This is a genomic window from Streptomyces sp. NPDC050264 (genome assembly GCF_040655895.1).
Classification (GTDB): domain Bacteria; phylum Actinomycetota; class Actinomycetes; order Streptomycetales; family Streptomycetaceae; genus Streptomyces.
In genome coordinates this window covers 133,761-159,306 of sequence record NZ_JBFAKV010000020.1, presented here as the reverse complement: position 1 = coordinate 159,306, position 25,546 = coordinate 133,761, and the positions used below count along the sequence as shown (strand labels likewise).

The 25,546-nt window shown below is 70.0% G+C and carries 23 protein-coding genes; 20 read left to right on the top strand and 3 right to left on the bottom strand.

Annotated elements, in window-relative coordinates:
* Positions 1 to 227: 227 nt before the first annotated feature.
* The 15 genes from pgsA to AB0J02_RS30615 all read left to right on the top strand — a co-directional run bounded on the left by pgsA (position 228) and on the right by AB0J02_RS30615 (position 15,469).
* Entirely contained in the window at positions 228 to 896 is a 669-nt protein-coding gene (gene pgsA, locus AB0J02_RS30685) for a phosphatidylinositol phosphate synthase (protein WP_363197062.1), read from the top strand.
* Positions 893 to 1,807, top strand: a complete 915-nt coding sequence (locus tag AB0J02_RS30680) for a phosphatidylinositol mannoside acyltransferase (RefSeq protein WP_363197061.1) — start codon at positions 893 to 895, stop codon at positions 1,805 to 1,807. The genes pgsA and AB0J02_RS30680 overlap by 4 nt, the downstream gene beginning before the upstream one ends.
* A complete protein-coding gene (locus AB0J02_RS30675) occupies positions 1,804 to 2,964 on the top strand; it encodes a glycosyltransferase family 4 protein (protein WP_363197060.1) in 1,161 nt (386 codons plus the stop codon). Before AB0J02_RS30680 ends, AB0J02_RS30675 begins: the two co-directional genes overlap by 4 nt.
* 52 nt (positions 2,965 to 3,016) lie before the next feature.
* Positions 3,017 to 3,562 carry a hypothetical protein gene (locus AB0J02_RS30670; protein ID WP_363197059.1) on the top strand — a complete coding sequence of 182 codons (546 nt, stop codon included), beginning with the start codon at positions 3,017 to 3,019 and terminating at the stop codon, positions 3,560 to 3,562.
* A 120-nt stretch (positions 3,563 to 3,682) separates the two neighbouring features.
* Positions 3,683 to 4,612, top strand: coding sequence for a pyridoxal 5'-phosphate synthase lyase subunit PdxS (gene pdxS / locus AB0J02_RS30665; protein ID WP_363197058.1), 930 nt, complete (start codon positions 3,683 to 3,685; stop codon positions 4,610 to 4,612).
* Between the two features lie 6 nt (positions 4,613 to 4,618).
* Complete coding sequence (gene pdxT / locus AB0J02_RS30660; RefSeq protein ID WP_363197057.1) at positions 4,619 to 5,227, top strand: pyridoxal 5'-phosphate synthase glutaminase subunit PdxT; 609 nt, start codon at positions 4,619 to 4,621, stop codon at positions 5,225 to 5,227.
* 47 nt (positions 5,228 to 5,274) lie between these two features.
* Positions 5,275 to 6,027, top strand: coding sequence for a YebC/PmpR family DNA-binding transcriptional regulator (locus AB0J02_RS30655; protein ID WP_363197056.1), 753 nt, complete (start codon positions 5,275 to 5,277; stop codon positions 6,025 to 6,027).
* 104 nt (positions 6,028 to 6,131) lie between these two features.
* Positions 6,132 to 6,662: a crossover junction endodeoxyribonuclease RuvC gene (gene ruvC, locus AB0J02_RS30650; protein WP_363197055.1), complete on the top strand. Its 531-nt coding sequence runs from the start codon at positions 6,132 to 6,134 to the stop codon at positions 6,660 to 6,662.
* The gene (gene ruvA, locus AB0J02_RS30645) at positions 6,659 to 7,270 is read left to right on the top strand and encodes a Holliday junction branch migration protein RuvA (protein ID WP_363197054.1); all 612 of its coding nucleotides are present in this window, start codon (positions 6,659 to 6,661) and stop codon (positions 7,268 to 7,270) included. The genes ruvC and ruvA overlap by 4 nt, the downstream gene beginning before the upstream one ends.
* A 45-nt stretch (positions 7,271 to 7,315) precedes the next feature.
* Positions 7,316 to 8,389, top strand: a complete 1,074-nt coding sequence (ruvB, locus tag AB0J02_RS30640; RefSeq protein WP_363197053.1) for a Holliday junction branch migration DNA helicase RuvB — start codon at positions 7,316 to 7,318, stop codon at positions 8,387 to 8,389.
* A 166-nt stretch (positions 8,390 to 8,555) separates the two neighbouring features.
* Complete coding sequence (gene yajC, locus AB0J02_RS30635; protein ID WP_363197052.1) at positions 8,556 to 9,077, top strand: preprotein translocase subunit YajC; 522 nt, start codon at positions 8,556 to 8,558, stop codon at positions 9,075 to 9,077.
* 149 nt (positions 9,078 to 9,226) lie between these two features.
* Complete coding sequence (gene secD / locus AB0J02_RS30630; protein ID WP_363197051.1) at positions 9,227 to 10,963, top strand: protein translocase subunit SecD; 1,737 nt, start codon at positions 9,227 to 9,229, stop codon at positions 10,961 to 10,963.
* 1 nt (position 10,964) lies between these two features.
* Positions 10,965 to 12,083 (top strand): protein translocase subunit SecF, encoded by a 1,119-nt coding sequence (gene secF, locus AB0J02_RS30625; RefSeq protein WP_363197050.1) that lies wholly within the window; start codon positions 10,965 to 10,967, stop codon positions 12,081 to 12,083.
* Positions 12,084 to 12,237: 154 nt separating this feature from the next.
* Entirely contained in the window at positions 12,238 to 12,777 is a 540-nt protein-coding gene (locus tag AB0J02_RS30620; RefSeq protein WP_363197049.1) for an adenine phosphoribosyltransferase, read from the top strand.
* Positions 12,778 to 12,946: 169 nt separating this feature from the next.
* Positions 12,947 to 15,469: a RelA/SpoT family protein gene (locus AB0J02_RS30615; protein ID WP_363197048.1), complete on the top strand. Its 2,523-nt coding sequence runs from the start codon at positions 12,947 to 12,949 to the stop codon at positions 15,467 to 15,469.
* Positions 15,470 to 15,550: 81 nt separating this feature from the next.
* Here AB0J02_RS30615 and AB0J02_RS30610 read toward each other — a convergent pair whose 3' ends face one another.
* Together AB0J02_RS30610 and AB0J02_RS30605 are read right to left on the bottom strand one after the other, a co-directional pair.
* A complete protein-coding gene (locus AB0J02_RS30610; protein WP_363197047.1) occupies positions 15,551 to 16,783 on the bottom strand; it encodes a DUF349 domain-containing protein in 1,233 nt (410 codons plus the stop codon).
* Positions 16,784 to 16,919: 136 nt separating this feature from the next.
* Entirely contained in the window at positions 16,920 to 17,774 is an 855-nt protein-coding gene (locus AB0J02_RS30605) for a peptidylprolyl isomerase (protein WP_363197046.1), read from the bottom strand.
* Positions 17,775 to 17,955: 181 nt separating this feature from the next.
* Between AB0J02_RS30605 and AB0J02_RS30600 the strand changes: the two genes are divergently transcribed.
* From AB0J02_RS30600 to rpsD, 5 genes are all read left to right on the top strand, one after another.
* Positions 17,956 to 18,666: an MBL fold metallo-hydrolase gene (locus AB0J02_RS30600; RefSeq protein WP_363197045.1), complete on the top strand. Its 711-nt coding sequence runs from the start codon at positions 17,956 to 17,958 to the stop codon at positions 18,664 to 18,666.
* Positions 18,667 to 18,678: 12 nt separating this feature from the next.
* A complete protein-coding gene (hisS, locus tag AB0J02_RS30595) occupies positions 18,679 to 19,941 on the top strand; it encodes a histidine--tRNA ligase (protein ID WP_363197044.1) in 1,263 nt (420 codons plus the stop codon).
* A 130-nt stretch (positions 19,942 to 20,071) separates the two neighbouring features.
* Positions 20,072 to 20,722: a vitamin K epoxide reductase family protein gene (locus AB0J02_RS30590; protein WP_363197043.1), complete on the top strand. Its 651-nt coding sequence runs from the start codon at positions 20,072 to 20,074 to the stop codon at positions 20,720 to 20,722.
* Between the two features lie 59 nt (positions 20,723 to 20,781).
* Positions 20,782 to 22,149, top strand: coding sequence for a replication-associated recombination protein A (locus tag AB0J02_RS30585; protein WP_363197042.1), 1,368 nt, complete (start codon positions 20,782 to 20,784; stop codon positions 22,147 to 22,149).
* Positions 22,150 to 22,540: 391 nt separating this feature from the next.
* Positions 22,541 to 23,155 carry a 30S ribosomal protein S4 gene (gene rpsD, locus AB0J02_RS30580; RefSeq protein ID WP_356495324.1) on the top strand — a complete coding sequence of 205 codons (615 nt, stop codon included), beginning with the start codon at positions 22,541 to 22,543 and terminating at the stop codon, positions 23,153 to 23,155.
* A 30-nt stretch (positions 23,156 to 23,185) separates the two neighbouring features.
* Here rpsD and AB0J02_RS30575 read toward each other — a convergent pair whose 3' ends face one another.
* Positions 23,186 to 25,414, bottom strand: coding sequence for an AAA family ATPase (locus tag AB0J02_RS30575; RefSeq protein WP_363197041.1), 2,229 nt, complete (start codon positions 25,412 to 25,414; stop codon positions 23,186 to 23,188).
* Positions 25,415 to 25,546 lie beyond the last annotated feature (132 nt).

The window sequence follows — 25,546 nt, the reverse complement described above, 5'->3', positions numbered from 1 at the left end:
GGTTCGTGTGGGACGTGAACAATGCGGACGCGCGGAGCCGCGTGCGGAGGCGGCTTCGGCGACGCCCGCGGTGTCAACGAGCTTTCCACTCCGGTCACTGTGCGTCCATACGTCGTACGCGATCGCACGCGCGCGTGGTGGCCCGGCGGCCGTTCCTGTGCGCGCGTGACTACGATGGGCCAGCCGGTGGCCAGAGGGGCCGCACGGCACCGACCCTCGGGAAGGCCATGCTGAACAAGTACGCGCGTGCATTCTTTACGCGTGTCCTCACACCGTTCGCCGCGTTTCTCATCCGTCGCGGGGTCAGCCCGGACACGGTCACGCTCCTCGGCACCGCCGGAGTGATGGCGGGAGCGCTGGTCTTCTACCCACGCGGAGAGCTCTTCTGGGGCACGGTCGTCATCACGCTGTTCGTCTTCTCGGACCTCGTGGACGGCAACATGGCGCGCCAGCTCGGGCGCACCAGCCGCTGGGGCGCGTTCCTCGACTCCACGCTCGACCGGGTCGCGGACAGCGCCATCTTCGGTGGCCTGGCTCTCTGGTACGCGGGTTCGGGGAACGACAACGTCCTGTGCGCGGTGGCGATCTTCTGCCTGGCCAGTGGCCAGGTCGTCTCCTACACGAAGGCCCGTGGCGAGGCGATCGGCCTGCCCGTCGCCGTCAACGGCCTGGTGGAGCGCGCCGAACGCCTCGTCATCACGCTGGTCGCCGCCGGCTTCGCGGGCCTGCACAAGTTCGGCGTACCGGGCATTCAGTACCTGCTGCCGGTCGCCCTGTGGATCGTCGCCGTGGGCAGCCTCGTCACGCTGATCCAGCGTGTGGTGACCGTCCGCCGCGAATCCGCCGAGGCCGACGCCGCGGCCGCGGCCGCCGCCCAGGAGGAGGCCGCCTCGTGAGCGGGGCGCAGGAGCGGGTGACGGACGCGCTGTACGGGCTCGGCTGGGCCACGGTGAAGAAGCTCCCGGAACCGGTCGCGAGGCGCCTGGGCAGGACCATCGCCGACGCCGTATGGAAGAAGCGCGGCAAGGGCGTGCTCCGCCTGGAGGCGAATCTGGCCCGGGTGGTTCCCGACGCGACACCGCGGAGACTGGCGGAGCTCTCCAAGGCGGGCATGCGCTCGTACCTGCGCTACTGGATGGAGTCCTTCCGGCTCCCGGCGTGGAGCAAGGAGCGCATCAGGGAGGGCTTCACGGCCAAGGACCTCCACTACCTCACCGAAGGCCTGGAGCGCGGCAAGGGTGTCGTCCTCGCCCTGCCCCACATGGGCAACTACGACCTCGCGGGCGCCTGGGTCACCACCAAGCTGGAGACCCCTTTCACGACGGTCGCCGAACGCCTCAAGCCGGAGACCCTGTACGACCGCTTCGTCGCGTACCGCGAGGGCCTCGGCATGGAGGTGCTGCCGCACACCGGCGGCGCCGCCTTCGGGACGCTCGCCCGCCGGCTGCGCGCGGGCGGTCTCGTCTGCCTGGTCGCCGACCGCGATCTGTCGTCCTCGGGCGTCGAGGTGAAATTCTTCGGCGAGTCGACGCGGATGCCCGCCGGACCTGCGATGCTCGCCCAGCAGACAGGCGCGCTGCTGCTGCCCGTGACCCTCTGGTACGACTCCTCGCCGATCATGCGAGGCCGTGTCCACCCGCCCATCGACGTACCGGAGACAGGTACGCGCGCGGAGAAGACGTCTGTCATGACGCAGGCGCTGGCCGATGCCTTCGCCACGGGGATCGCGGACCATCCGGAGGACTGGCACATGCTGCAACGCTTGTGGCTCGCTGACCTGGAGCATTTTGAGGAGCGGTCGGCGTGAGGATCGGAATCGTCTGCCCGTACTCGTGGGACGTGCCGGGCGGCGTCCAGTTCCACATCCGCGATCTGGCGGAGCACCTCATCGCCCTGGGGCACGAGGTCTCCGTCCTCGCCCCGGCGGACGACGAGACCCCGCTGCCGCCGTACGTCGTGTCGGCGGGCCGCGCGGTCCCGGTGCCGTACAACGGCTCGGTCGCGCGCCTCAACTTCGGCTTCCTGAGCGCGGCGCGGGTGCGCCGCTGGCTGCACGACGGCACCTTCGACGTGATCCACATCCACGAGCCGGCCTCGCCGTCGCTCGGCCTGCTGACGTGCTGGGCGGCGCAGGGCCCCATCGTCGCGACCTTCCACACCTCCAACCCCCGCTCGCGCGCCATGATCGCCGCGTATCCGATCCTGCAGCCGGCCCTGGAGAAGATCAGCGCGCGCATCGCGGTCAGCGAGTACGCACGCCGCACGCTCGTCGAACACCTGGGCGGCGACGCGGTGGTCATCCCGAACGGGGTCGACGTCGACTTCTTCGCACGGGCCGAACCCAAGGCCGAGTGGCAGGGCGGGACCATCGGCTTCATCGGGCGGATCGACGAGCCCCGCAAGGGCCTGCCGGTCCTGATGAGGGCGCTGCCCAAGATCCTCGCCGAGCGGCCGCACACGCGGCTGCTGGTGGCCGGGCGCGGCGACGAGGAGGAGGCCGTCGAGTCGCTTCCCAAGGAGATGCGCGCGCGCGTCGAGTTCCTCGGCATGGTCAGCGACGAGGACAAGGCGCGGCTGCTGCGCAGCGTCGACCTGTACGTCGCCCCGAACACCGGCGGCGAGAGCTTCGGGATCATCCTCGTCGAGGCGATGTCGGCGGGCGCCCCGGTGCTCGCCTCCGATCTGGACGCCTTCGCCCAGGTCCTCGACCAGGGCGCGGCCGGCGAACTGTTCACGAACGAGGACGCCGACGCGCTCGCCGGGGTCGCCCTGCGGCTCCTCGCCGACCCCGAGCGCCGCGCCGAACTGCGCGAGCGCGGCAGCAAACACGTGCGCCGCTTCGACTGGTCGACCGTCGGGGCCGACATCCTCTCGGTCTACGAGACGGTGACGCACGGGGCGACGACCGTGGCGGCGGACGAGCGGACGGGATTCCGGGCGCGGTTCGGCCTGGCCAGGGACTGAGCGGACCGAGCGGGCGCGGGGGAAGGGCCCGCCACCGGTAGCCTTGCCGCCCGTGACCGCCACCCTGATCTGGATCGCCGTAGCCCTCTTCGCGATCGGCCTCTACCTGAGCTGGACCGCGGGGCGCCTCGACCGGCTGCACGCCCGTATCGACGCGTCCCGCGCCGCCCTCGACGCGCAACTCCTGCGCCGCGCCTCCGTCGCCCAGGAGCTGGCCACGTCCGGCGTCCTGGACCCGGCCGCGTCGATCGTGCTCTACGAGGCCGCGCACGCCGCGCGGCAGGCCGAGGAGGAGCACCGCGAGGTCGCCGAGAGCGAGCTCAGCCAGGCGCTCAGAGCGGTCTTCGGCGAAGCCGACCAGGTCGAGGCCGTCCGGGAGGCCCCCGGCGGCGAGGACGCGGCCGAGGAGCTGGCCCAGGCGGTGCGCCGCGTCCCGATGGCCCGCCGCTTCCACAACGACTCCGTCCGCGCGGCCCGGGCCCTGCGCCGGCACCGCAAGGTCCGCTGGTTCCGGCTGGCCGGGCACGCCCCGTTCCCGCTGGCCTTCGAGATGGACGACGAGCCTCCGGCGGCCCTCGCCGACCGCGTGACTACATAAGACGCGGGCAGGGGCTGAGGCAAAAGGAGCCACCGGCTACCCATTGGCCCTTGTAGTGGCCTGGTCCGCAGAGGTTTCCTCGGTGCTGCAGCAAGCCTTCGTCTTCGAGTGAGGTCACCCGTGTCCATCAGCACCCCGCAGTCCGCCTCCGACGCATCCTCTGGGGCTCCCGCCACCGGCACCGCCCGCGTCAAGCGCGGTATGGCCGAGCAGCTCAAGGGCGGCGTCATCATGGACGTGGTCGACGCCGAGCAGGCGAAGATCGCCGAGGACGCGGGCGCCGTCGCCGTCATGGCCCTGGAGCGGGTCCCCGCCGACATCCGCAAGGACGGCGGCGTGGCGCGGATGTCCGACCCGAACATGATCGAAGAGATCATCGGTGCCGTGTCCATCCCCGTCATGGCCAAGTCCCGCATCGGCCACTTCGTCGAGGCCCAGGTCCTGCAGTCCCTCGGCGTCGACTACATCGACGAGTCCGAGGTCCTGACCCCGGCCGACGAGGTCAACCACAGCGACAAGTTCGCCTTCACCACCCCGTTCGTCTGCGGCGCCACCAACCTGGGCGAGGCCCTGCGCCGCATCGCCGAGGGCGCGGCCATGATCCGCTCCAAGGGCGAGGCCGGCACCGGCAACGTCGTCGAAGCCGTCCGTCACCTGCGCCAGATCAAGAACGAGATCGCCCGGCTGCGCGGCTTCGACAACAACGAGCTGTACGCCGCCGCCAAGGACCTGCGCGCCCCGTACGAGCTGGTCAAGGAGGTCTCCGAGCTGGGCAAGCTGCCGGTGGTCCTCTTCTCCGCCGGTGGCGTCGCCACCCCGGCCGACGCCGCGCTCATGCGCCAGCTCGGCGCGGAGGGCGTCTTCGTCGGCTCCGGCATCTTCAAGTCGGGCGACCCGGCCAAGCGCGCCGCCGCCATCGTGAAGGCGACCACCTTCTACGACGACCCCAAGATCATCGCGGACGCGTCCCGCAACCTCGGCGAGGCCATGGTCGGCATCAACTGCGACACCCTCCCCGAGGCCGAGCGCTACGCGAACCGGGGCTGGTAAACCCTCATGAACGCCACCCCCGTCATCGGCGTCCTGGCCCTTCAGGGCGACGTACGGGAGCACCTCATCGCCCTGGCCACGGCCGACGCCGTGGCCAGGCCGGTGCGGCGCCCCGAAGAACTGGCCGAGGTCGACGGCCTCGTCATCCCCGGCGGCGAGTCGACCACCATCTCCAAACTGGCCGAACTCTTCGGCCTGATGGAGCCCCTACGCGCGTGCGTGCGCGCCGGTCTCCCCGTCTACGGCACCTGCGCCGGAATGATCATGCTCGCCGACAAGATCCTCGACCCGCGCTCGGGCCAGGAGACCATCGGCGGCATCGACATGATCGTGCGCCGTAACGCCTTCGGGCGACAGAACGAATCCTTCGAAGCGGCGGTCGACGTACAGGGCGTCGAGGGCGATCCTGTGGAGGGCGTCTTCATCCGCGCCCCCTGGGTGGAATCCGTGGGCGCCTCCGTAGAGGTGCTCGCCGAGCACGAAGGGCACATCGTCGCCGTACGCCAGGGCGACGCGCTCGCCACGTCGTTCCACCCGGAGCTCACGGGGGACCACCGGATCCACGGTCTGTTCGTGGAGATGGTCCGGGCGAAGGACGCCCGGGGTTCCTTGTAGGATCTGTGCGTTCGTACTGAGGTTGGTTACGCGAAGGAGACAGGCAGATGTCCGGCCACTCTAAATGGGCTACGACGAAGCACAAGAAGGCCGTGATCGACGCCAAGCGCGGCAAACTCTTCGCGAAGATGATCAAGAACATCGAGGTGGCGGCCCGCACGGGCGGCGCCGACGTGTCCGGTAACCCGACCCTCTTCGACGCCATCCAGAAGGCGAAGAAGAGCTCGGTCCCGAACAAGAACATCGACTCCGCGGTCAAGCGCGGCGCCGGTCTCGAGGCCGGTGGCGCCGAGTACGAGACGATCATGTACGAGGGCTACGGTCCGAACGGCGTCGCGGTGCTCATCGAGTGCCTCACCGACAACCGCAACCGCGCCGCTTCCGACGTGCGCGTGGCCATGACCCGCAACGGCGGCAACATGGCCGACCCGGGCTCCGTGTCGTACCTCTTCAACCGCAAGGGCGTCGTGGTCGTCCCCAAGGGTGAACTCTCCGAGGACGACGTGCTGGGCGCCGTGCTCGACGCGGGCGCCGAAGAGGTCAACGACCTGGGCGAGTCCTTCGAGGTGCTCTCCGAGGCCACCGACCTGGTCGCGGTCCGCACCGCCCTCCAGGACGCCGGCATCGACTACGACTCCGCCGACGCCAACTTCGTCCCGACCATGCAGGTCGAGCTGGACGAGGACGGCGCGCGCAAGATCTTCAAGCTGATCGACGCCCTCGAGGACAGCGACGACGTCCAGAACGTCTTCGCCAACTTCGACGTCTCCGACGAGGTCATGGAGAAGGTCGACGCCTGACGTGACATCAGCGGCGGGCCGACGGGACACACCCCGTCGGCCCGCCGCTTTGTCAGTGACAGCCGATAGCCTGCGGGAACAGGCGATCGAAGGTGGGGAGCGGCGTGCGCGTTCTGGGCGTGGACCCGGGGCTGACCCGGTGCGGTGTCGGCGTGGTCGAGGGGGTCGCGGGCCGGCCCCTGACGATGCGCGGTGTCGGGGTCGTACGCACGCCCCCGGACGCCGAGTTGGGCCACCGCCTGGTCGCCATCGAGCAGGGCATCGAGCAGTGGCTCGACGAGTACGAGCCCGAAGTCCTCGCCGTGGAGCGCGTGTTCAGCCAGCACAACGTGAGTACGGTCATGGGGACCGCCCAGGCCAGCGCCGTCGCCATGCTGTGCGCCTCGCGCCGCGGCCTGCCGGTCGCCCTGCACACCCCCAGCGAGGTCAAGGCCGCCGTCACCGGCAGCGGCCGCGCCGACAAGGCCCAGGTGGGCGCCATGGTGACCCGGCTGCTCCGGCTCGACGCGCCGCCCAAGCCGGCCGACGCCGCCGACGCGCTCGCCCTCGCCATCTGCCACATCTGGCGCGCCCCCGCGCAGAACAGACTCCAGCAAGCCGTAGCGCTGCACGCATCGAAAGGCCGTACCGCATGATCGCCTTCGTCAGCGGCTCCATCGCCGCCCTCGCCCCCGACGCCGCGGTGGTCGAGGTCGGCGGTGTCGGCATGGCCGTCCAGTGCACCCCGAACACCCTGTCCACGCTCCGCATCGGACAACAGGCCAAGCTCGCCACCTCTCTCGTCGTACGGGAGGACTCGCTCACCCTGTACGGCTTCGCGGACGACGACGAGAAGCAGACGTTCGAACTGCTGCAGACCGCCAGCGGCGTCGGCCCGCGCCTGGCCCAGGCCATGCTCGCCGTGCACAGCCCCGACACCTTGCGCCGCGCCGTCGCCACCGGCGACGAGAAGACACTCACCGCCGTCCCCGGCATCGGCAAGAAGGGCGCCCAGAAGCTGCTCCTGGAGCTGAAGGACCGCCTCGGCGAGCCGCTGGGCACCGGCGGTCCCGCCATCGGCACCGCGGTCACCAGTGGCTGGCGCGACCAGCTGCACGCCGCACTCATCGGCCTCGGCTACGCGACCCGTGAGGCCGACGAGGCGGTCGCCGCGGTCGCCCCGCAGGCCGAGGCGGCCGAGGGCACCCCCCAGGTGGGACAGCTCCTCAAGGCGGCTCTGCAGACCCTGAACCGCACCCGCTAGCCGACCGCCCGCCCGACTTCGAACCCGCAACGCGAGGCACACGTAATGAACTGGGACGACCCGACCGACGCGGCGCCGGACACCGAGCGGCTGGTGGACTCCGTCGCCGACCGCGAGGACCAGGCCGTGGAAGCGGCCCTGCGCCCCAAGGACCTCGGCGAGTTCATCGGCCAGGAGAAGGTCAGGGTCCAGCTCGACCTGGTGCTGCGCGCCGCCCGCGCGCGGGGGGCCACCGCCGACCACGTCCTGCTCTCCGGCGCCCCGGGCCTCGGCAAGACCACCCTCTCCATGATCATCGCCGCGGAGATGGGCGCCCCGATCCGCATCACCTCGGGTCCCGCCATCCAGCACGCGGGCGACCTCGCCGCGATCCTCTCCTCCCTCCAGGAGGGCGAGGTCCTCTTCCTCGACGAGATCCACCGCATGTCCCGGCCCGCCGAGGAGATGCTCTACATGGCCATGGAGGACTTCCGCGTCGACGTCATCGTCGGCAAGGGCCCCGGCGCCACCGCCATCCCGCTCGAACTGCCCCCCTTCACCCTCGTCGGCGCCACCACGCGCGCGGGGCTGCTGCCGCCCCCGCTGCGGGACCGCTTCGGCTTCACCGCGCACATGGAGTTCTACGAGCCGCCGGAGCTGGAGCGCGTCATCCACCGCTCCGCGAGCCTGCTCGACGTGGAGATCGACGCCGCGGGGGCCGTCGAGATCTCCGGCCGGTCCCGCGGCACCCCGCGCATCGCCAACCGGCTGCTGCGCCGCGTCCGTGACTACGCCCAGGTCAGGGCCGACGGTCACATCACCCAGGACATCGCCGCCGCCGCGCTCGCCGTGTACGAGGTGGACGGCCGCGGCCTCGACCGCCTCGACCGCGCCGTGCTGGAGGCCCTCCTCAAGCTGTTCGGCGGCGGTCCCGTCGGCCTGTCGACGCTCGCCGTCGCGGTGGGGGAGGAGCGGGAGACGGTCGAAGAGGTCGCCGAACCCTTCCTCGTACGCGAGGGGCTGCTGGCGCGAACGCCCCGGGGCCGCGTCGCCACACCCGCCGCGTGGGCGCACCTGGGCCTCACCCCGCCCCAGGGAAGAACGGGCGGAACCGGACAAGGGGACCTGTTCGGGGCGTGACGGCGCGGGTACTCGCCGGGCCTGGAACCCCGGTGCCATGCTGAGCGTTGTTACCACAGTGCGGACTCGCTTAGACTCCGCCGACGGTCGCCTTTTCGGCGACGGTGCACCCCCGAACCCAACAAGGCCGCATTCCGACGCGGTCGCCTGAAGGAAGTTCCCACCCGTGAGTCTCGTGACCCTCCTCCCGTTCATCGTGCTCATCGGGGCCATGTTCCTGATGACCCGGTCTGCCAAGAAGAAGCAGCAGGCGGCCGCATCGATGCGCAATGACATGCAGCCCGGTTCCGGCGTCCGCACGATCGGGGGCATGTACGCCACGGTCAAGGAAGTCAACGAGGACACGGTCCTGCTGGACGCCGGCCCCGGTGTCCACCTCATGTTCGCGAAGAACGCGATCGGTGCCGTGCTCTCGGACGACGAGTACAACCGCATCGTCCACGGCGCGGAAGCCTCCGAGGACGACGGGCTGACCGACGACGCCGTCGTGCCGGACGACGCGTCCTCCCTCATCGGGGCCGACGAGACCGCCGCTGACGACTCGCGCATCGACCTCGGCAAGAACGACAAGGCCGACAAGGCCGCCGAGGCCGTCGAGCCCGCCGCCGAGGCCGACGTGGCCGCCGACGCCGACAAGGCCGCCGACGCCGAGCCGAAGAAGACCGACGGCGAGTCCGACGCGAAGTAGTCACGGTCGGAGCCGCGGGGCGACCGCTTGCGTCGCCGCGGTTCCGGTTCGTGCGTGACCCGCGTGGATTCTCGACCATTTCATGGCCGTCTGTGCAGGTCGGGGTACGAATCCCCGATGCCGGGCGGATGGAGAGGGAGTACGAGAAGGTGGCCACACCTACAAAGAGCCGAGGGGCAGGTTCCCAGAGCAAGCCCGGGCGTGCTCTGAGCCTGATCGTGATCATCATGGTGGCGCTCGTCGGGGGGATGTTCCTCTCCGGTACGTTCACGCCCCGTCTCGGCATCGACCTCGCGGGCGGCACCAGCATCACGCTGGAGGCCAAGAACGAGCCGGGCCAGCCCAATGCGATCAACAAGACCAACATGGACACCGCGGCGGACATCATCAACCGCCGTGTCAACGGCATGGGTGTCTCCGAGGCCGAGGTCCAGACGCAGGGCAACAACAACATCATCGTCAACATCCCGCGGGGCACGGACCAGAAGCAGGCGCGTGAGCAGGTCGGCACGACCGCTCAGCTCTACTTCCGCCCCGTGCTGACGGCCGCCGCGGGCGCGCCCACGGGCAGCCCGTCGACGAGCCCGTCCCCGAGCGCCTCGTCCACGGACAAGGCAACCGACAAGGCGACCGACAAGGCGACGGACAAGGCGACCGAGCCGTCCGCCACCGCCACCTCGCAGGGCCGCGCCGTCACCGACAGCCTGAAGGCCGACTCCACGCCGAGCGCCTCGTCGACGCCGTCCGCCTCCGCCGACCCGGCGACGACCGCGCTGCAGAAGAAGTTCACGGATCTCGACTGCACCGACAACGCGGCCCGCACGAAGGTCAACGAGGGCGCCAAGGCGAGCGACACCATCGTCGCCTGCGGCAAGGACTCGCAGGGGCAGTGGGAGAAGTACGTCCTCGGCCCGTCCGAGGTGAACGGCAAGGACGTCAAGAAGGCCCAGGCCACGATCAACCAGCAGTCTGGCCAGTGGGTCGTCAACATGGACTTCACGGGCGGCGGCTCGAAGAAGTTCGCGGCGACGACGGGCAAGCTCAAGGACCAGCAGTCCCCGATGAACCAGTTCGCCATCGTGCTCGACGGCGACGTGGTCTCCGCCCCCAGCGTCAGCTCGACGCTGAGCGCCAACGCCGAGATCAGCGGCAGCTTCACCCAGGAGTCCGCCCAGGACCTGGCCAACGTGCTGTCGTACGGCGCCCTGCCGCTCACCTTCCACGAGCAGAGCGTCACCACGGTGACCGCCGCGCTCGGCGGTGAGCAGCTGCACGCCGGTCTGATCGCGGGCGCCATCGGCCTCGCCCTGGTCGTCATCTACCTGGTGGTCTACTACCGGGGCCTGTCAGTCATCGCCCTCGCCTCGCTGATCGCCTCCGGCATCCTCACGTACACGCTCATGACGCTGCTCGGCCCGGCCATCGGCTTCGCGCTGAACCTGCCCGCGGTGTGTGGTGCGATCGTTGCCATCGGTATCACCGCGGACTCGTTCATCGTGTTCTTCGAACGAATCCGGGACGAGATCCGCGAGGGCCGCTCCGTGCGGCCCGCCGTCGAGCGCGCCTGGCCGCGTGCCCGGCGCACGATCCTCGTCTCCGACTTCGTGTCGTTCCTCGCGGCCGCGGTGCTCTACATCGTGACCGTCGGCAAGGTGCAGGGCTTCGCGTTCACGCTCGGCCTGACCACCCTGCTGGACGTCGTCGTCGTCTTCCTCTTCACGAAGCCGCTGATGACGCTCCTGGCCCGCAAGACGTTCTTCTCGAGCGGACACAAGTGGTCGGGCCTCGACGCGAAGCGCCTGGGCGTCCAGCCTCCGGTGCGCCGGCGCTCCACCCGTCGTGCCACCGCTTCCGCCGCCGGCCCTGTCGACCCGAAGGAGGCGTGAGATGTCGAAGCTCGGCAATCTCGGCGCCAGGCTCTACCGCGGTGAGGTCGGCTACGACTTCATCGGCAAGCGCAAGATCTGGTACGGCGTCTCGATACTGATCACCATCACGGCCATCCTGGGCCTCGCGGTGCGCGGCCTGAACATGGGCATCGACTTCGAGGGCGGCGCCGTCTTCACGACGCCCAAGACCAGCATCTCGGCCGCGAAGGCGGAGGAGTACGCGACGGAGGCGTCCGGCCACGACGCGATCGTGCAGGAGCTCGGCACGGGCGGCCTGCGCATCCAGATCGCGGGCGTCGACACGAGCAAGTCGGACCAGATCGCGGCCGAGCTGTCCAAGGACCTGGGCATCGACGCCGACAAGATCAACGCCGACCTGGTGGGCCCCAGTTGGGGTGAGACGATCGCGAACAAGGCCTGGCAGGGCCTGGCCATCTTCATGGTCCTCGTCGTGATCTATCTGGCGATCGCCTTCGAGTGGCGCATGGCGCTCGCGGCGCTCGTCGCCCTCATCCACGACATCACCATCACCGTCGGCATCTACGCCCTGGTGGGCTTCGAGGTCACGCCGGGCACGGTGATCGGTCTGCTCACGATCCTCGGTTACTCGCTCTACGACACGGTCGTCGTCTTCGACTCCCTCAAGGAGCAGACGAAGGGCATCGAGAAACAGACCCGCTGGACCTACAGCGACATCGCCAACCGCTCGATCAACAGCACCCTGGTGCGCTCGATCAACACCACGATCGTGGCGCTCCTGCCTGTCGCGGGCCTGCTGTTCATCGGCGGCGGCTTCCTCGGCGCCGGCATGCTGAACGACATCTCGCTGTCGCTCTTCGTCGGCCTGGCCGCCGGTGCGTACTCGTCGATCTTCATCGCCACTCCGCTGGTCGCCGACCTCAAGGAGCGCGAGCCGAAGATGAAGGCCCTCAAGAAGCGGGTCCTCGCCAAGCGGGCCTCCGCCGCGGCGCAGGCCGACGCGGCTGCCGTCGTCGGCCACCAGGCGGACGGCCAGCCGGTGAGTGAGCCGGAGGACGCCGCCCCGGCGGGCGCGGGGCCGCGCAACCAGCCGCCCCGCAACCGCGGCCGCGGCCGTCCCTCGGGCAAGCGCCGCTGAACCGCACACCGCATCGCGCCACACGGGCGCCAGGAGCCGTCGAGGCCCTGGCGCCCGCGTCGTTCCCGAACAGGGGCGGCTGCTATGGTTTCGACCGCGCAAACCCGCCGAAACTTGTTGAGAAATGCTCGCACACACGCCCTGAGGTGCAGAAATGACCGACATCAAGGAACTGCTCCTCAGCCGTATCCGTGACGTTCCCGACTACCCGGAGCCCGGCGTGATGTTCAAGGACATCACTCCGCTCCTCGCGGACCCGGCGGCGTTCACGGCCCTCACCGACGCGCTCGCCGAGCTGTGCGTGCGCCACGGCGCCACCAAGGTCGTCGGCCTGGAGGCACGCGGCTTCATCCTGGGCGCCCCCGTCGCCGTTCGCGCGGGACTCGGTTTCATCCCCGTACGCAAGGCGGGCAAGCTGCCCGGCGCCACGCTCTCGCAGTCGTACGACCTCGAGTACGGGTCCGCGGAGATCGAGGTGCACGCCGAGGACCTGTCGGCGGGCGACCGGGTCATGGTCATCGACGACGTGCTCGCCACCGGCGGCACCGCCGAAGCCGCCCTGCACCTGATCCGCCGGGCCGGCGCCGGGGTCGCCGGGGTCGCGGTCCTCATGGAACTGGGTTTCCTGCCCGGCCGCGCGCGTGTGGAACCCGCGCTTCAGGGCGCCCCGCTCGATGCCCTGCTGGTGGTGTGAAACGCCAGCTCAGAGCGGTTTTGGCGGGCCCGGAGGAATCCGGTGCCCGCCTCTGGTGTTCCAGTAGTGCCAAGGCGTACCACTGGCCGAATACGTGTGGTGGGCGCCGGATCGATACCATGGGCTCTCCGGGACCCGTACGGGGAACCGTTGCGCACGAGGAGCGCCGTTGCCAGACGAGGCCAAGCCACTCACCGCCGCCAAGCCCGACCAGCAGGCCGACAAGGGCGTGGCTTCCTCCGGCACGCCCGAGAAGAACGGGCTGAGCCCCGCGAAGCCCACCGGTGCCCCGAGCGGCACGGCGGCCGAGCAGCCACGTCCCAAGCCCGCCGCCGAGCAGTCGCGCGCCACGCCACCGCCCGCGATCCGCGCGTCCGCGAACCAGCCGACGTCCCGCGCCGGCTCCTCGAACCGCGTCCGGGCCCGCCTGGCCCGCCTCGGCGTGCAGCGCTCGAACCCGTACAACCCGGTCCTCGAGCCGCTGCTGCGGATAGTGCGCAGCAACGACCAGAAGATCGAGACGTCGACGCTGCGCCAGATCGAGCGGGCCTATCAGGTCGCCGAGCGCTGGCACCGCGGGCAGAAGCGCAAGAGCGGTGACCCGTACATCACGCACCCGCTCGCCGTGACGACGATCCTCGCCGAGCTCGGCATGGACCCGGCCACTCTCATGGCGGGGCTGCTGCACGACACCGTCGAGGACACCGAATACGGCCTCGACACCCTCAAGCGCGACTTCGGTGACCAGGTAGCCCTCCTCGTCGACGGCGTCACCAAGCTGGACAAGGTCAAGTTCGGCGAGGCCGCGCAGGCCGAGACCGTGCGCAAGATGGTCGTCGCCATGGCCAAGGACCCGCGCGTCCTGGTCATCAAGCTCGCCGACCGCCTGCACAACATGCGCACCATGCGCTACCTCAAGCGCGAGAAGCAGGAGAAGAAGGCGCGCGAGACCCTGGAGATCTACGCGCCGCTCGCCCACCGCCTGGGCATGAACACCATCAAGTGGGAGCTGGAGGACCTCGCGTTCGCGATCCTCTACCCCAAGATGTACGACGAGATCGTGCGGCTCGTGGCCGAGCGCGCGCCCAAGCGCGACGAGTACCTGGCCATAGTGACCGACGAGGTGCAGAGCGACCTGCGCGCGGCCCGCATCAAGGCCACCGTCACCGGCCGCCCGAAGCACTACTACAGCGTCTACCAGAAGATGATCGTCCGCGGCCGTGACTTCGCGGAGATCTACGACCTGGTGGGCATCCGCGTCCTCGTCGACACGGTCCGCGACTGCTACGCGGCACTGGGCACCGTCCACGCCCGCTGGAACCCGGTTCCGGGGCGGTTCAAGGACTACATCGCGATGCCCAAGTTCAACATGTACCAGTCGCTGCACACGACGGTGATCGGTCCCAACGGCAAGCCCGTCGAGCTGCAGATCCGTACGTTCGACATGCACCGCCGCGCCGAGTACGGCATCGCGGCGCACTGGAAGTACAAGCAGGAGGCCGTCGCCGGCGCCTCCAAGGTGCGTTCCGACCAGCCGCGGACCACCGGCAAGGACGACCACCTCAACGACATGGCGTGGCTGCGCCAGTTGCTCGACTGGCAGAAGGAGACCGAGGACCCCGGCGAGTTCCTGGAGTCCCTGCGCTTCGACCTGTCGCGCAACGAGGTCTTCGTCTTCACGCCGAAGGGTGACGTCATAGCGCTCCCCGCGGGCGCCACCCCCGTCGACTTCTCCTACGCGGTCCACACCGAGGTCGGCCACCGGACCATAGGAGCGCGGGTCAACGGGCGGCTCGTCCCGCTCGAATCGACCCTGGACAACGGCGACCTGGTGGAGGTCTTCACCTCCAAGGCGGCCGGCGCAGGCCCCTCGCGGGACTGGCTGGGCTTCGTCAAGTCGCCCCGTGCCCGCAACAAGATCCGTGCCTGGTTCTCCAAGGAGCGCCGCGACGAGGCGATCGAGCAGGGCAAGGACGCCATCGCGCGTGCCATGCGCAAGCAGAACCTGCCGATCCAGCGGATCCTCACCGGCGACTCCCTCGTCACGCTCGCGCACGAGATGCGCTACCCCGACATCTCGTCGCTCTACGCCGCCATCGGCGAGGGCCACGTCACGGCACAGTCCGTCGTGCAGAAGCTGGTCCAGGCGCTCGGCGGCGAGGAAGCGGCCAACGAGGACATCGCCGAGAGCGCACCGCCCTCGCGCGGACGCTCCAAGCGCCGTGCGAACGCCGATCCGGGCGTCGTGGTCAAGGGCGTCGACGACGTCTGGGTGAAGCTGGCGCGCTGCTGCACGCCCGTGCCCGGCGACCCCATCATCGGCTTCGTCACGCGCGGCAGCGGCGTCTCGGTCCACCGCAGCGACTGCGTCAACGTGGACTCCCTCTCCCGTGAGCCCGAGCGCATCCTCGAGGTCGAGTGGGCGCCCACCCAGTCCTCCGTCTTCCTGGTCGCCATCCAGGTCGAGGCCCTCGACCGCTCCCGGCTGCTGTCCGACGTGACCCGGGTCCTCTCCGACCAGCACGTGAACATCCTGTCCGCGGCGGTCCAGACCTCCCGCGACCGGGTGGCCACGTCCCGCTTCACGTTCGAGATGGGCGACCCCAAGCACCTGGGCCATGTCCTGAAGGCGGTCCGCGGCGTCGAGGGCGTCTACGACGTGTACCGCGTGACGTCGGCGCGCAGGCCCTGACACAGGCGTACGCGTGAAGGAGGCCCCCGGCACCAAGTGCCGGGGGCCTCCTTCACGTACGCGAGCGGGTGCTCGGCAGGCTCAGCCGCCGAACTCCTCCAGGCCCTTGAGCGCCTGGTCGAGCAGCGCCTGGCGGCCGTCCAGCTCCCGCTGGAGCTTGTCCGCCTTGGCGTTGTTGTTCTGCGCGCGGGCCTGCTCGATCTGGCCCGTCAACTTGTCGACCGCCGCCTGCAGTTGACCCGTCAGACCCGCGGCACGCGCGCGTGCCTCCGGGTTCGTCCGGCGCCACTCGGTCTCCTCGGACTCCTGGATGGCCCGCTCCACCGCGTGCATCCGGCCCTCGACCTTCGGGCGGGCGTCGCGCGGCACGTGACCGATGGCCTCCCAGCGCTCGTTGAGCGAGCGGAACGCGGCGCGGGCCGCCTTCAGGTCGCCGACCGGCAGGAGCTTCTCGGCCTCGTCGGCCAGCTCCTCCTTGAGCTTGAGGTTCTCGCCCTGCTCGGCGTCCCGTTCGGCGAAGACCGAACTGCGCGCCGCGAAGAACACGTCCTGGGCGCCGCGGAAGCGGTTCCACAGGTCGTCCTCGTGCTCGCGCTGGGCCCGGCCCGCCGCCTTCCAGTCCGTCATCAGCTCGCGGTACCGGGCCGCCGTGGTACCCCAGTCCTGCGAGTTCGACAGCGCCTCGGCCTCGGCGACCAACTGCTCCTTGGCCTTGCGGGCCTCCTCGCGCTGCGCGTCCAGGGACGCGAAGTGCGCCTTGCGGCGCTTGGAGAACGCCGACCGGGCGTGCGAGAAGCGGTGCCACAGCTCGTCGTCCGACTTGCGGTCGAGCCGCGGCAGCCCCTTCCAGGTGTCCACCAGGGCGCGCAGCCGCTCACCGGCCGCCCGCCACTGCTCGGACTGGGCCAGCTCCTCCGCCTCGACGACCAGCGCCTCCTTGGCGTGCCGCGCCTCGTCGGACTGCTTGGCCTTCTGGACCTTGCGTTCCTCGCGGCGCGACTCGACCGACTCCACCAGCTTGTCGAGCCGCTTGCCCAGGGAGTCCAGGTCACCGATCGCGTGCGCGTCCGTGACCTGGTCCCGCAGGTGCTCGATGGCGGTCGAGGCGTCCTTCGCCGACAGGTCGGTCGTCTGCACCCGGCGCTCGAGGAGCCCGATCTCGACGACCAGACCGTCGTACTTGCGCTTGAAGTAGGCCAGGGCCTCGTCAGGGGATCCAGCCTGCCACGAGCCGACCACTCGCTCAGTGCCGTCGGCCGAACGCACGTACACGGTCCCCGTCTCGTCGACGCGTCCCCACGGGTCGCTGCTCACAGCGCCTCCTCCACATGATGCCTGCGGGGGACTCGTGGGCCCCCGGGCATCGTCCACAGTTTCGTCACCGCCAACATAGGCGACCGGCGGGGCGGCTGTCCGCATCCCGCGCGACCGAAGTTTGGCAGCTGGCAGGTCAGGACTTGGTCACAGTCCCCTTGTTGATCACCACGGTCGCGTTCGGTGCGGTGTTACCGGTCGTCTGGTCCGCAGCTTGTGCACCGGCCTTGGCAATCTTGTTCAAAACCTTCATTCCGGAGTCGGAAATGGTCCCGAACGGGGTGTACGTGGCAGGCAGCTTGCTGGCCTTGTAGACGAGGAAGAACTGGCTTCCGCCCGTGTGCTTCTGCCCCGTGTTCGCCATCGCGATGGTGCCCGCCGGGTACGTGTACAGCTGTGTGCCCTGAGACTTCTCCGCCTTCTTCAGGGAGGAGTCCTTCAGGTTCTCGTCCGGGATCGTGTACCCCGGGCCGCCCTGGCCGGTGCCCGTCGGGTCACCGCACTGCAGCACGTAGATGCCCTCGGTGGTGAGGCGGTGGCACTTGGTGTGGTCGAGGAAGCCCTTGCTCGCCAGGTAGTTGAACGAGTTGACCGTGTGCGGGGCTGCTGACGCCTTCAGGTCGATGCCGATGTCGCCGCAGGTCGTGGCGAGCTTCATCGAATAGTCCGCGGACTTGTCGATGGTCATCGCCGGCTCCTTCTTCCAGGTAGCCGTCTTCGCCTTCCCCGCGGCGGGCTTCTCGCACGGGTCCGGCGCCTTCGACGCCGACGGGCTCGCGCTCGGCTCCGAGCCGGCGGTGGCCTTCTTGTCGTCACTCTTGAAAGCGCCGGCGGCGTACGCGCCACCCGTGCCGAGCACGGCCACCGCGAGCACCGCGGCGATCACGGTGTTGCGGGTGCGCGCCTTGCGTCGCGCGGACTCGCGCCGCTGCTGCTGGCGCAGGAACTTCTCCCGGGCGAGCTGACGCTGCCGCTGATCCTTGGTGACCACCGGGTGTTCTCCTCGTACGTCTCGTGACCTCTGGTGCGGGCCGTCGGCTGGTGCCCCGTACCGTATATGGGTTCGCTGTGGAATCGGCAGCGCCGGTAGGCTGTGATCTGCCGCATTCCGTTGTCGCGACGGCGTACCGACGGCGTATCGACGACTTACCGACGACATACGAAGGACGATCGTGCTGATTGCCGGGTTCCCGGCCGGGGCCTGGGGCACCAACTGTTACCTGGTTGCCCCCGCCGCCGGTGAGGAGTGCGTGATCATCGACCCGGGCCACCAGGCCGCCCAGGGAGTCGAGGAAGCGCTCAAGAAGCACCGGCTCAAGCCGGTCGCCGTCGTCCTCACGCACGGGCACATCGACCATGTCGCCTCGGTCGTCCCGGTCTGCGGGGCGCACGACGTCCCGGCGTGGATCCACCCCGCCGACCGCTACATGATGAGCGACCCGGAGAAGGGCATCGGCCGCTCCATCGGCATGCCGCTGATGGGCGAGCTCACCGTGGGGGAGCCCGACGACGTACGGGAGCTGACCGACGGCGCCGCCCTGAAGCTCGCCGGGCTCGACTTCACCGTCGCGCACGCGCCTGGCCATACCAAGGGGTCGGTGGCGTTCCGGATGCCCGAGACCGCGGAGATTCCGCAGGTGTTCTTCTCGGGTGACCTGCTCTTCGCCGGCTCCATCGGACGCACCGACATGCCCGGTGGCTCCATGGACGACATGCTCGAATCGCTGGCCCGCGTGTGCCTGCCGCTCGACGACTCGACCGTGGTCCTCTCCGGGCACGGCTCCCAGACGACCATCGGCCAGGAGCGCGCCACCAACCCGTATCTGCGGCAGGTGGCCGCCGGCCAGGGACCCTCGACCGAGGCTCCCCGACGAGGAATGTGACGAAGACTTCCCGTGAGCACCTTTCAGGCCCCCAAGGGCACGTACGACCTGCTTCCGCCGGACTCCGCGAAGTTCCTCGCGGTGCGCGAGGCGATCTCCGGTCCGCTGCGCAACTCCGGCTACGGCTACATCGAGACGCCCGGCTTCGAGAGCGTCGAGCTGTTCGCGCGCGGTGTCGGTGAGTCCACCGACATCGTCACCAAGGAGATGTACGCCTTCGAGACCAAGGGCGGCGACAAGCTCGCGCTGCGCCCCGAGGGCACCGCGTCCGTGCTGCGCGCGGCCCTGGAGGCCAACCTGCACAAGGCGGGCAACCTCCCGGTCAAGCTCTGGTACTCGGGCTCCTACTACCGCTACGAGCGCCCTCAGAAGGGCCGCTACCGCCACTTCTCCCAGGTCGGTGCCGAGGCGATCGGTGCCGAGGACCCGGCGCTGGACGCCGAGTTGATCATCCTGGCCGACCAGGCGTACCGCTCGCTGGGCCTGCGCGACTTCCGCATCCTGCTCAACTCGCTGGGCGACAAGGAGTGCCGTCCCGTCTACCGGGCCGCCCTCCAGGAGTTCCTGCGCGGCCTGGATCTCGACGAGGAGACGCTGCGCCGCGCCGACATCAACCCGCTGCGCGTCCTCGACGACAAGCGGGCCGAGGTACAGAAGCAGCTCGTGGGCGCGCCCTCGCTGCGCGACTACCTGTGCGACGCGTGCAAGGCGTACCACGAGCAGGTGCGGGAGCTGCTGCTCGCCGAGGGAGTCGCCTTCGAGGACGACGAGAAGCTCGTGCGCGGCCTCGACTACTACACCCGTACGACCTTCGAGTTCGTCCACGACGGTCTCGGTTCGCAGTCCGCGGTGGGCGGCGGCGGCCGCTACGACGGCCTGTCCGAGATGATCGGCGGCCCGTCGCTGCCGTCCGTCGGCTGGGCCCTCGGTGTCGACCGCACGGTCCTCGCCCTGGAGGCGGAGGGCGTGGAGCTCGAACTGCCCGCCACCACCAGCGTGTTCGCGGTGCCGCTCGGCGACGAGGCGCGCCGCGTGCTGTTCACCAAGGTGACGGAGTTGCGCCGGGCCGGCGTCTCCGCGGACTTCTCGTTCGGGGGCAAGGGGCTCAAGGGCGCCATGAAGAACGCCAACCGCTCGGGTGCCCGCTACACGATCGTCGCCGGTGAGCGAGACCTCGCCGAGGGCGTCGTGCAGCTCAAGGACATGGAGTCCGGCGAGCAGGCCGCCGTCGCGGTGGACGAGATCGTGCCCGTCCTGAAGAGCAAGCTCGGCTGATCTTCCGCGAAGCGGGGTCCGGGGCAGGACCCCGCGACCCCGCTTATGCGTATCGAACGGTGAACAGCGGCGTCTGTACGGCAGAATGACTCTGCCCGCAAGCCCCACCACTCACCCACGGATCGGCGTGATGAGCAAGACGACCAACACCGCGACAGCAAGCGACAGCGTCTCCCGCTCCACGGACGCCGGAGGCGGGCCGCGTTCCGTCGGCGGCAGCCGCGCGTTCGCGCTGCTTCTGGTGATCACCGGAGCGGCGGGTGTGCTCGCCGCGTGGGTCATCACGATCGACAAGTTCAAGCTGCTGGAAGACCCGGGCTTCACGCCGGGCTGCTCCATCAACCCGGTGATCTCCTGCGGCAACATCATGAAGAGCGACCAGGCATCGGTCTTCGGCTTCCCGAACCCGATGCTCGGCCTCGTCGCGTACGGCATCGTGATTTGCGTCGGCATGAGCCTCCTCGGGCGGGCCCGCTTCCCGCGCTGGTACTGGCTCGTCTTCAACGCCGGCTGCCTCTTCGGCGTCGGATTCGTCACCTGGCTGCAGTTCCAGTCGCTGTACCGGATCAACGCGCTGTGCCTGTGGTGCTCCCTCGCCTGGGTCGCCACGATCCTGATGTTCTGGTACGTCACCTCGTTCAACATCCGCAACGACTTCCTGCCGGCGCCGCGCTGGCTCAAGACGTTCTTCGCGGACTTCACCTGGGCGCTGCCCGTCGTGCACATCGGCATCATCGTCGTGCTGATCTTCACGCGCTGGGGCGACAAGCTCTGGGCCTGAGAGCCCGTCCGCGAACGCTGCCCGCGGCGTTGTCACTGCCGTGACATAGGGTTTTCCCCGTGGAGCCCGACCTGTTCACCGCCGCAGCCGAAGAGCGCCAGGAGAAGGACCCGTCCGCGAGTCCCCTGGCCGTACGGATGCGCCCGCGCACCCTCGACGAAGTCGTCGGACAGCAGCACCTGCTCAAGCAGGGCTCGCCGCTGCGCCGGCTGGTCGGCGAGGGCGGCTCAGGAGGGTCGGGCCCGGCAGGAGTGTCGTCGGTCATCCTCTGGGGGCCGCCGGGCACCGGCAAGACGACCCTGGCGTACGTCGTCTCGAAGGCGACGAACAAGCGGTTCGTGGAGCTGTCCGCGATCACCGCGGGCGTCAAGGAGGTCCGCGCCGTCATCGAGGGCGCCCGGCGCGCGATGGGCGGTCACGGCAAGGAGACCGTCCTCTTCCTCGACGAGATCCACCGCTTCAGCAAGGCCCAGCAGGACTCGCTGCTGCCCGCGGTCGAGAACCGCTGGGTGACGCTGATCGCGGCGACCACGGAGAACCCGTACTTCTCGGTGATCTCCCCGCTGCTCTCCCGCTCCCTCCTGCTGACCCTCGAATCGCTCACCGACGACGACCTGCGCGGCCTGCTGGCCCGGGCGCTGGCCGAGGAGCGGGGCCTGGACGGCGCCCTGGTGCTCGACGAGGACGCCGAGGAGCACCTGCTGCGGGTAGCGGGCGGTGACGCGCGCCGTGCGCTGACGGCCCTGGAAGCGGCCGCCGGCGCTGCCTTCGACAAGGGCGAGGCGTCCATCACCCTGGAAAGCGTCGAGGAGACGGTCAACCGCGCCGCGGTGAAGTACGACCGGGACGGCGACCAGCACTACGACGTGGCGAGCGCCCTGATCAAGTCGATCCGCGGTTCGGACGTGGACGCGGCCCTGCACTATCTGGCCCGCATGATCGAGGCCGGCGAGGACCCGCGCTTCATCGCCCGCCGCCTCATGATCTCGGCCAGCGAGGACATCGGCCTCGCCGATCCGACGGCGCTGCCCACGGCGGTCGCCGCGGCCCAGGCCGTCGCGATGATCGGCTTTCCCGAGGCCGCCCTCACGCTGAGCCACGCCACGATCGCCCTGGCCCTGGCCCCGAAGTCGAACGCGGCGACGACGGCCATCGGCGCCGCCATGGAGGACGTGCGCAAGGGCCTCGCGGGGCCGGTCCCGCCGCATCTGCGGGACGGCCACTACAAGGGCGCCGCCAAGCTCGGCCACGCGCAGGGATATGTGTACCCGCACGATGTGCCGGGCGGCATCGCGGCCCAGCAGTACGCGCCGGACGCGATCGCCGGGCGGCGGTACTACGAGCCGACGCGGTACGGGGCCGAGGCGCGGTACGCCGACGTGGTGGAGCGGGTCCGGGAGAGGCTGCGGGGCGAGGGCGGCGGGTGAGCCGGCCCACCACGGAGGTGACCGTCACCCCGGCGGCGATCCGCCCCGAGCTGATCCGGTAGACTTCTGCGAAGTGCTGCGTCCCGCGCCCGGTGTCCCGAAAGGGAGACCGGCATCACCAGAACGGGACATCCAGCCGGATCCCCCACACCGCGAGGCAAGGGGATCCAGGAGCGTCGCGCACCTTCGAGGGTGTCGCGGGCAGCCCACCACCTCCCCGGATTCCGGGACTGGGTCGGTGGGCCACTCGCGTACTGCACGTATGTGCCCAGATTCGGGAGCGGCTGCCCTGCGCGTCCTTGTGACGTGAGGGGTTTCCCGAGCTGCGGATGCGACCTCCCCAAACCCTGGTGAAGCCGTATTCGCATCGAAAACATGAGGTGTTTGGTTCATGACGAACCAGTCCCGCCCCAAGGTCAAGAAGTCGCGTGCCCTCGGCATCGCGCTGACCCCGAAGGCCGTCAAGTACTTCGAGGCCCGCCCCTACCCGCCGGGCGAGCACGGCCGTGGCCGCAAGCAGAACTCGGACTACAAGGTCCGTCTGCTCGAGAAGCAGCGTCTGCGCGCGCAGTACGACATCAGCGAGAAGCAGATGGCCCGCGCCTACGACCGCGCCAAGAAGGCCGAAGGCAAGACCGGCGAGGCCCTGGTCATCGAGCTCGAGCGTCGTCTTGACGCGCTCCTGCTGCGTTCGGGCATCGCCCGCACGATCTACCAGGCCCGCCAGATGGTCGTGCACGGCCACATCGAGGTCAACGGTGGCAAGGTCGACAAGCCGTCGTTCCGTGTCCGTCCCGACGACGTCGTGATGGTCCGCGAGCGCAGCCGCGAGAAGCCGCTGTTCCAGGTCGCGCGTGAGGGTGGCTTCGCCCCCGACGGCGAGACCCCGCGTTACCTCCAGGTGAACCTGAAGGCCCTGGCCTTCCGCCTGGACCGTGACCCGAACCGCAAGGAGATCCCCGTGATCTGCGACGAGCAGCTCGTCGTCGAGTACTACGCCCGCTGACCGACCAGCGGACGCAGCTCACCCTGCGTTTCAGCCCGTCGTCTCCCCGCCGTTCGCGGTGGGGGAGGCGGCGGGTTCACGTTTTTCCGGGGTGCTCGGACGGGCGGTGCGCACCGGCGCCGTCGCGGGCCTGCCCCCGTCCCGGCCGAGCGCCCGGGCCACGGCCTCGTCGTGCCCCAACCGCTCGCCCGCGCGCGCCAGTTCCTCGAACCGGGCGTCGCCCAGGTCCGCGCGGGCCCGCGTCTCGCACAGCGCGTGCGGCTCGTTGTAGTGACCCGAACCGAACAGCGGCAGCCCGACCGACGGCCAGATCCCGCCCGCCGCGCCCTGCAGCACCGCGGCCTCCGCCGCGTCCCCCTCCGCCTGCGTGACCAGCGCGAGCAGTTCCAGCGCCAGCACCGAGCCGAGCAGATCGTGAAACTCGTGCTCGATGGCCAGGCACTCCTCCAGGAACCGCCGGGCCCGCACCAGATCGCCCTGGTGCCACGCCGCGTACGCCAGGACATAGAGCGCGTACGCCATGGTCCAGCGCTCGCCGTGGTCCTCGCACACCTGCCGTACGTCCTCGCACAGCGATACGGCCTCCGCCAGATCCCCCTGGAACGCCACCGCCATCGCCAGTTCGACCTGGCCCATCAGCACATTGCTGTTGAGCTCGCCGATCTCGCGGTAGCTGGTGAGCGCCGCCCGCAGCAGCTGCTCGGCGCGCGGCATGTCGTCCGTGACGAGGGCCAGGCAGCCGGTGCGGTGCACCGCGTACGCGAGCGCCGTCGCGTCGCCGCCGCGCTCCGCCTCGTCGTGGCACTCCTGCAGCGCCGCCAGCGCGGGCACGGTGTCGCCCTGCAGGATCGCCACGTACCCGAGCACCCACAGGGCCTTGAGCCGGGAGGCACCGTAGGCGTCGTAGTACAGCGCCTCGTCGGCCTCGTTCTCGTCGGCGGGATCGATCAGGTCGACACTGCGGTTCAGCCAGTGCCGGCCCTCCGTGAGCCGCCCGCAGCCCGCCCAGTAGAACCACAGCGTGCCCGCCAGGTACTGGCCCAGATGCGTCTCGCCCGGCTCGGTCAGACAGAACTCGAGGGCCGCCCGCAGATTGGGCAGCTCCGCGTCGATCCGTGCCGCCACCTCGCCCTGCCGCGGCGAGAACCAGTCCAGTTCGCACCAGGTCGCCAGGCCCATGTACCAGTCGCGGTGCCTGCGCCGCATCCGGCAGCTGTCGCCGGTCTGCTCCAGCCACTCGGCGCCGTACGCGCGCACGGTGTCCAGCATCCGGTAGCGCACCCCGGCCGCCGACTCCTCGCGGATCACCACGGACTGCGTGAGCAGCTCCTGCAGCACGTCCAGGACCGTGTCCGCGGGCAGCCCCTCGCCGCTGCAGATGTACTCGGCCGCCTCCAGGTCGAACTGCCCGGAGAACACGGAGAGCCGCGCCCACAGCAGCCGCTCCTGCGCCGTGCACAGCTCATGGCTCCAGCCGATCGCTGTACGGAGCGTCTGGTGGCGCGGCAGCGCGTCCCGGCATCCGCCGGTCAGCAGCCGGAACCGGTCGTCGAGGCGCTCCATCAACTGGGTCGGCGACAGGGCCCGCAGCCGCCCCGCGGCCAGCTCCACCGCCAGCGGCAGGCAGTCGAGCCGCCGGCACACCTCCTGGACGTCGACCAGATGCCCGTCGTCCAGGCTGAAGCCGGGCAGCAGCGCCGTCGCCCGGTCCGCGAACAGCTCCGTGGCGTCCTGTGCCGTCAACGGGGCCAGCGGGAACAGACGCTCGCCCTCCAGCGACAGCGGCCTGCGGCCCACCGCGACGACCCGCAGCCCGGGCGCGGCCCGCAGCAAGTCCCGTACGAGCGAGGCGCACGCGTCCACGAGGTGCTCGAACCCGTCGACGACGAGCACGAGTTGCCGCTCGGCGAGATGGTCGACCAGTACCTGGCGCGGCGGGCGCGTGGTGTGATCGGTCAGCCCCAGCGCCTCGACGACCGTGTACTCGACGAGTTCCGGCTGCCGTACGGTGGCCAGCTCCACGCGCCACACGCCGTCCCGGCGCAGCTGCTCGGGGGCGCGGGCGGCGACATGCGCGGCGAACCGGGACTTGCCGACACCACCGGCACCGGTGACCGTCACCAGCCGCGCGGCCTCCAACATCCTTCGCAGAGAGGCGAGTTCGGCCGAGCGACCGACGAAACGATTCATTTCGTGAGGAAGGTTGCCGGGGCGTGGGGGTGCGGTGAGGGGGCTGTCGGGGCGCGGAGAACGTCGCATGGTGTACGGAGCGTACTCATCCGTACGCAGTCCGTACAATCGCTCCGGTCGGAATGACCCCACGCGGCGCCGGGATGCGGTAGGGAGTGCGGGGCGGGGCGCGATAGGCTCGGGGGACGACTTTTCGATGTC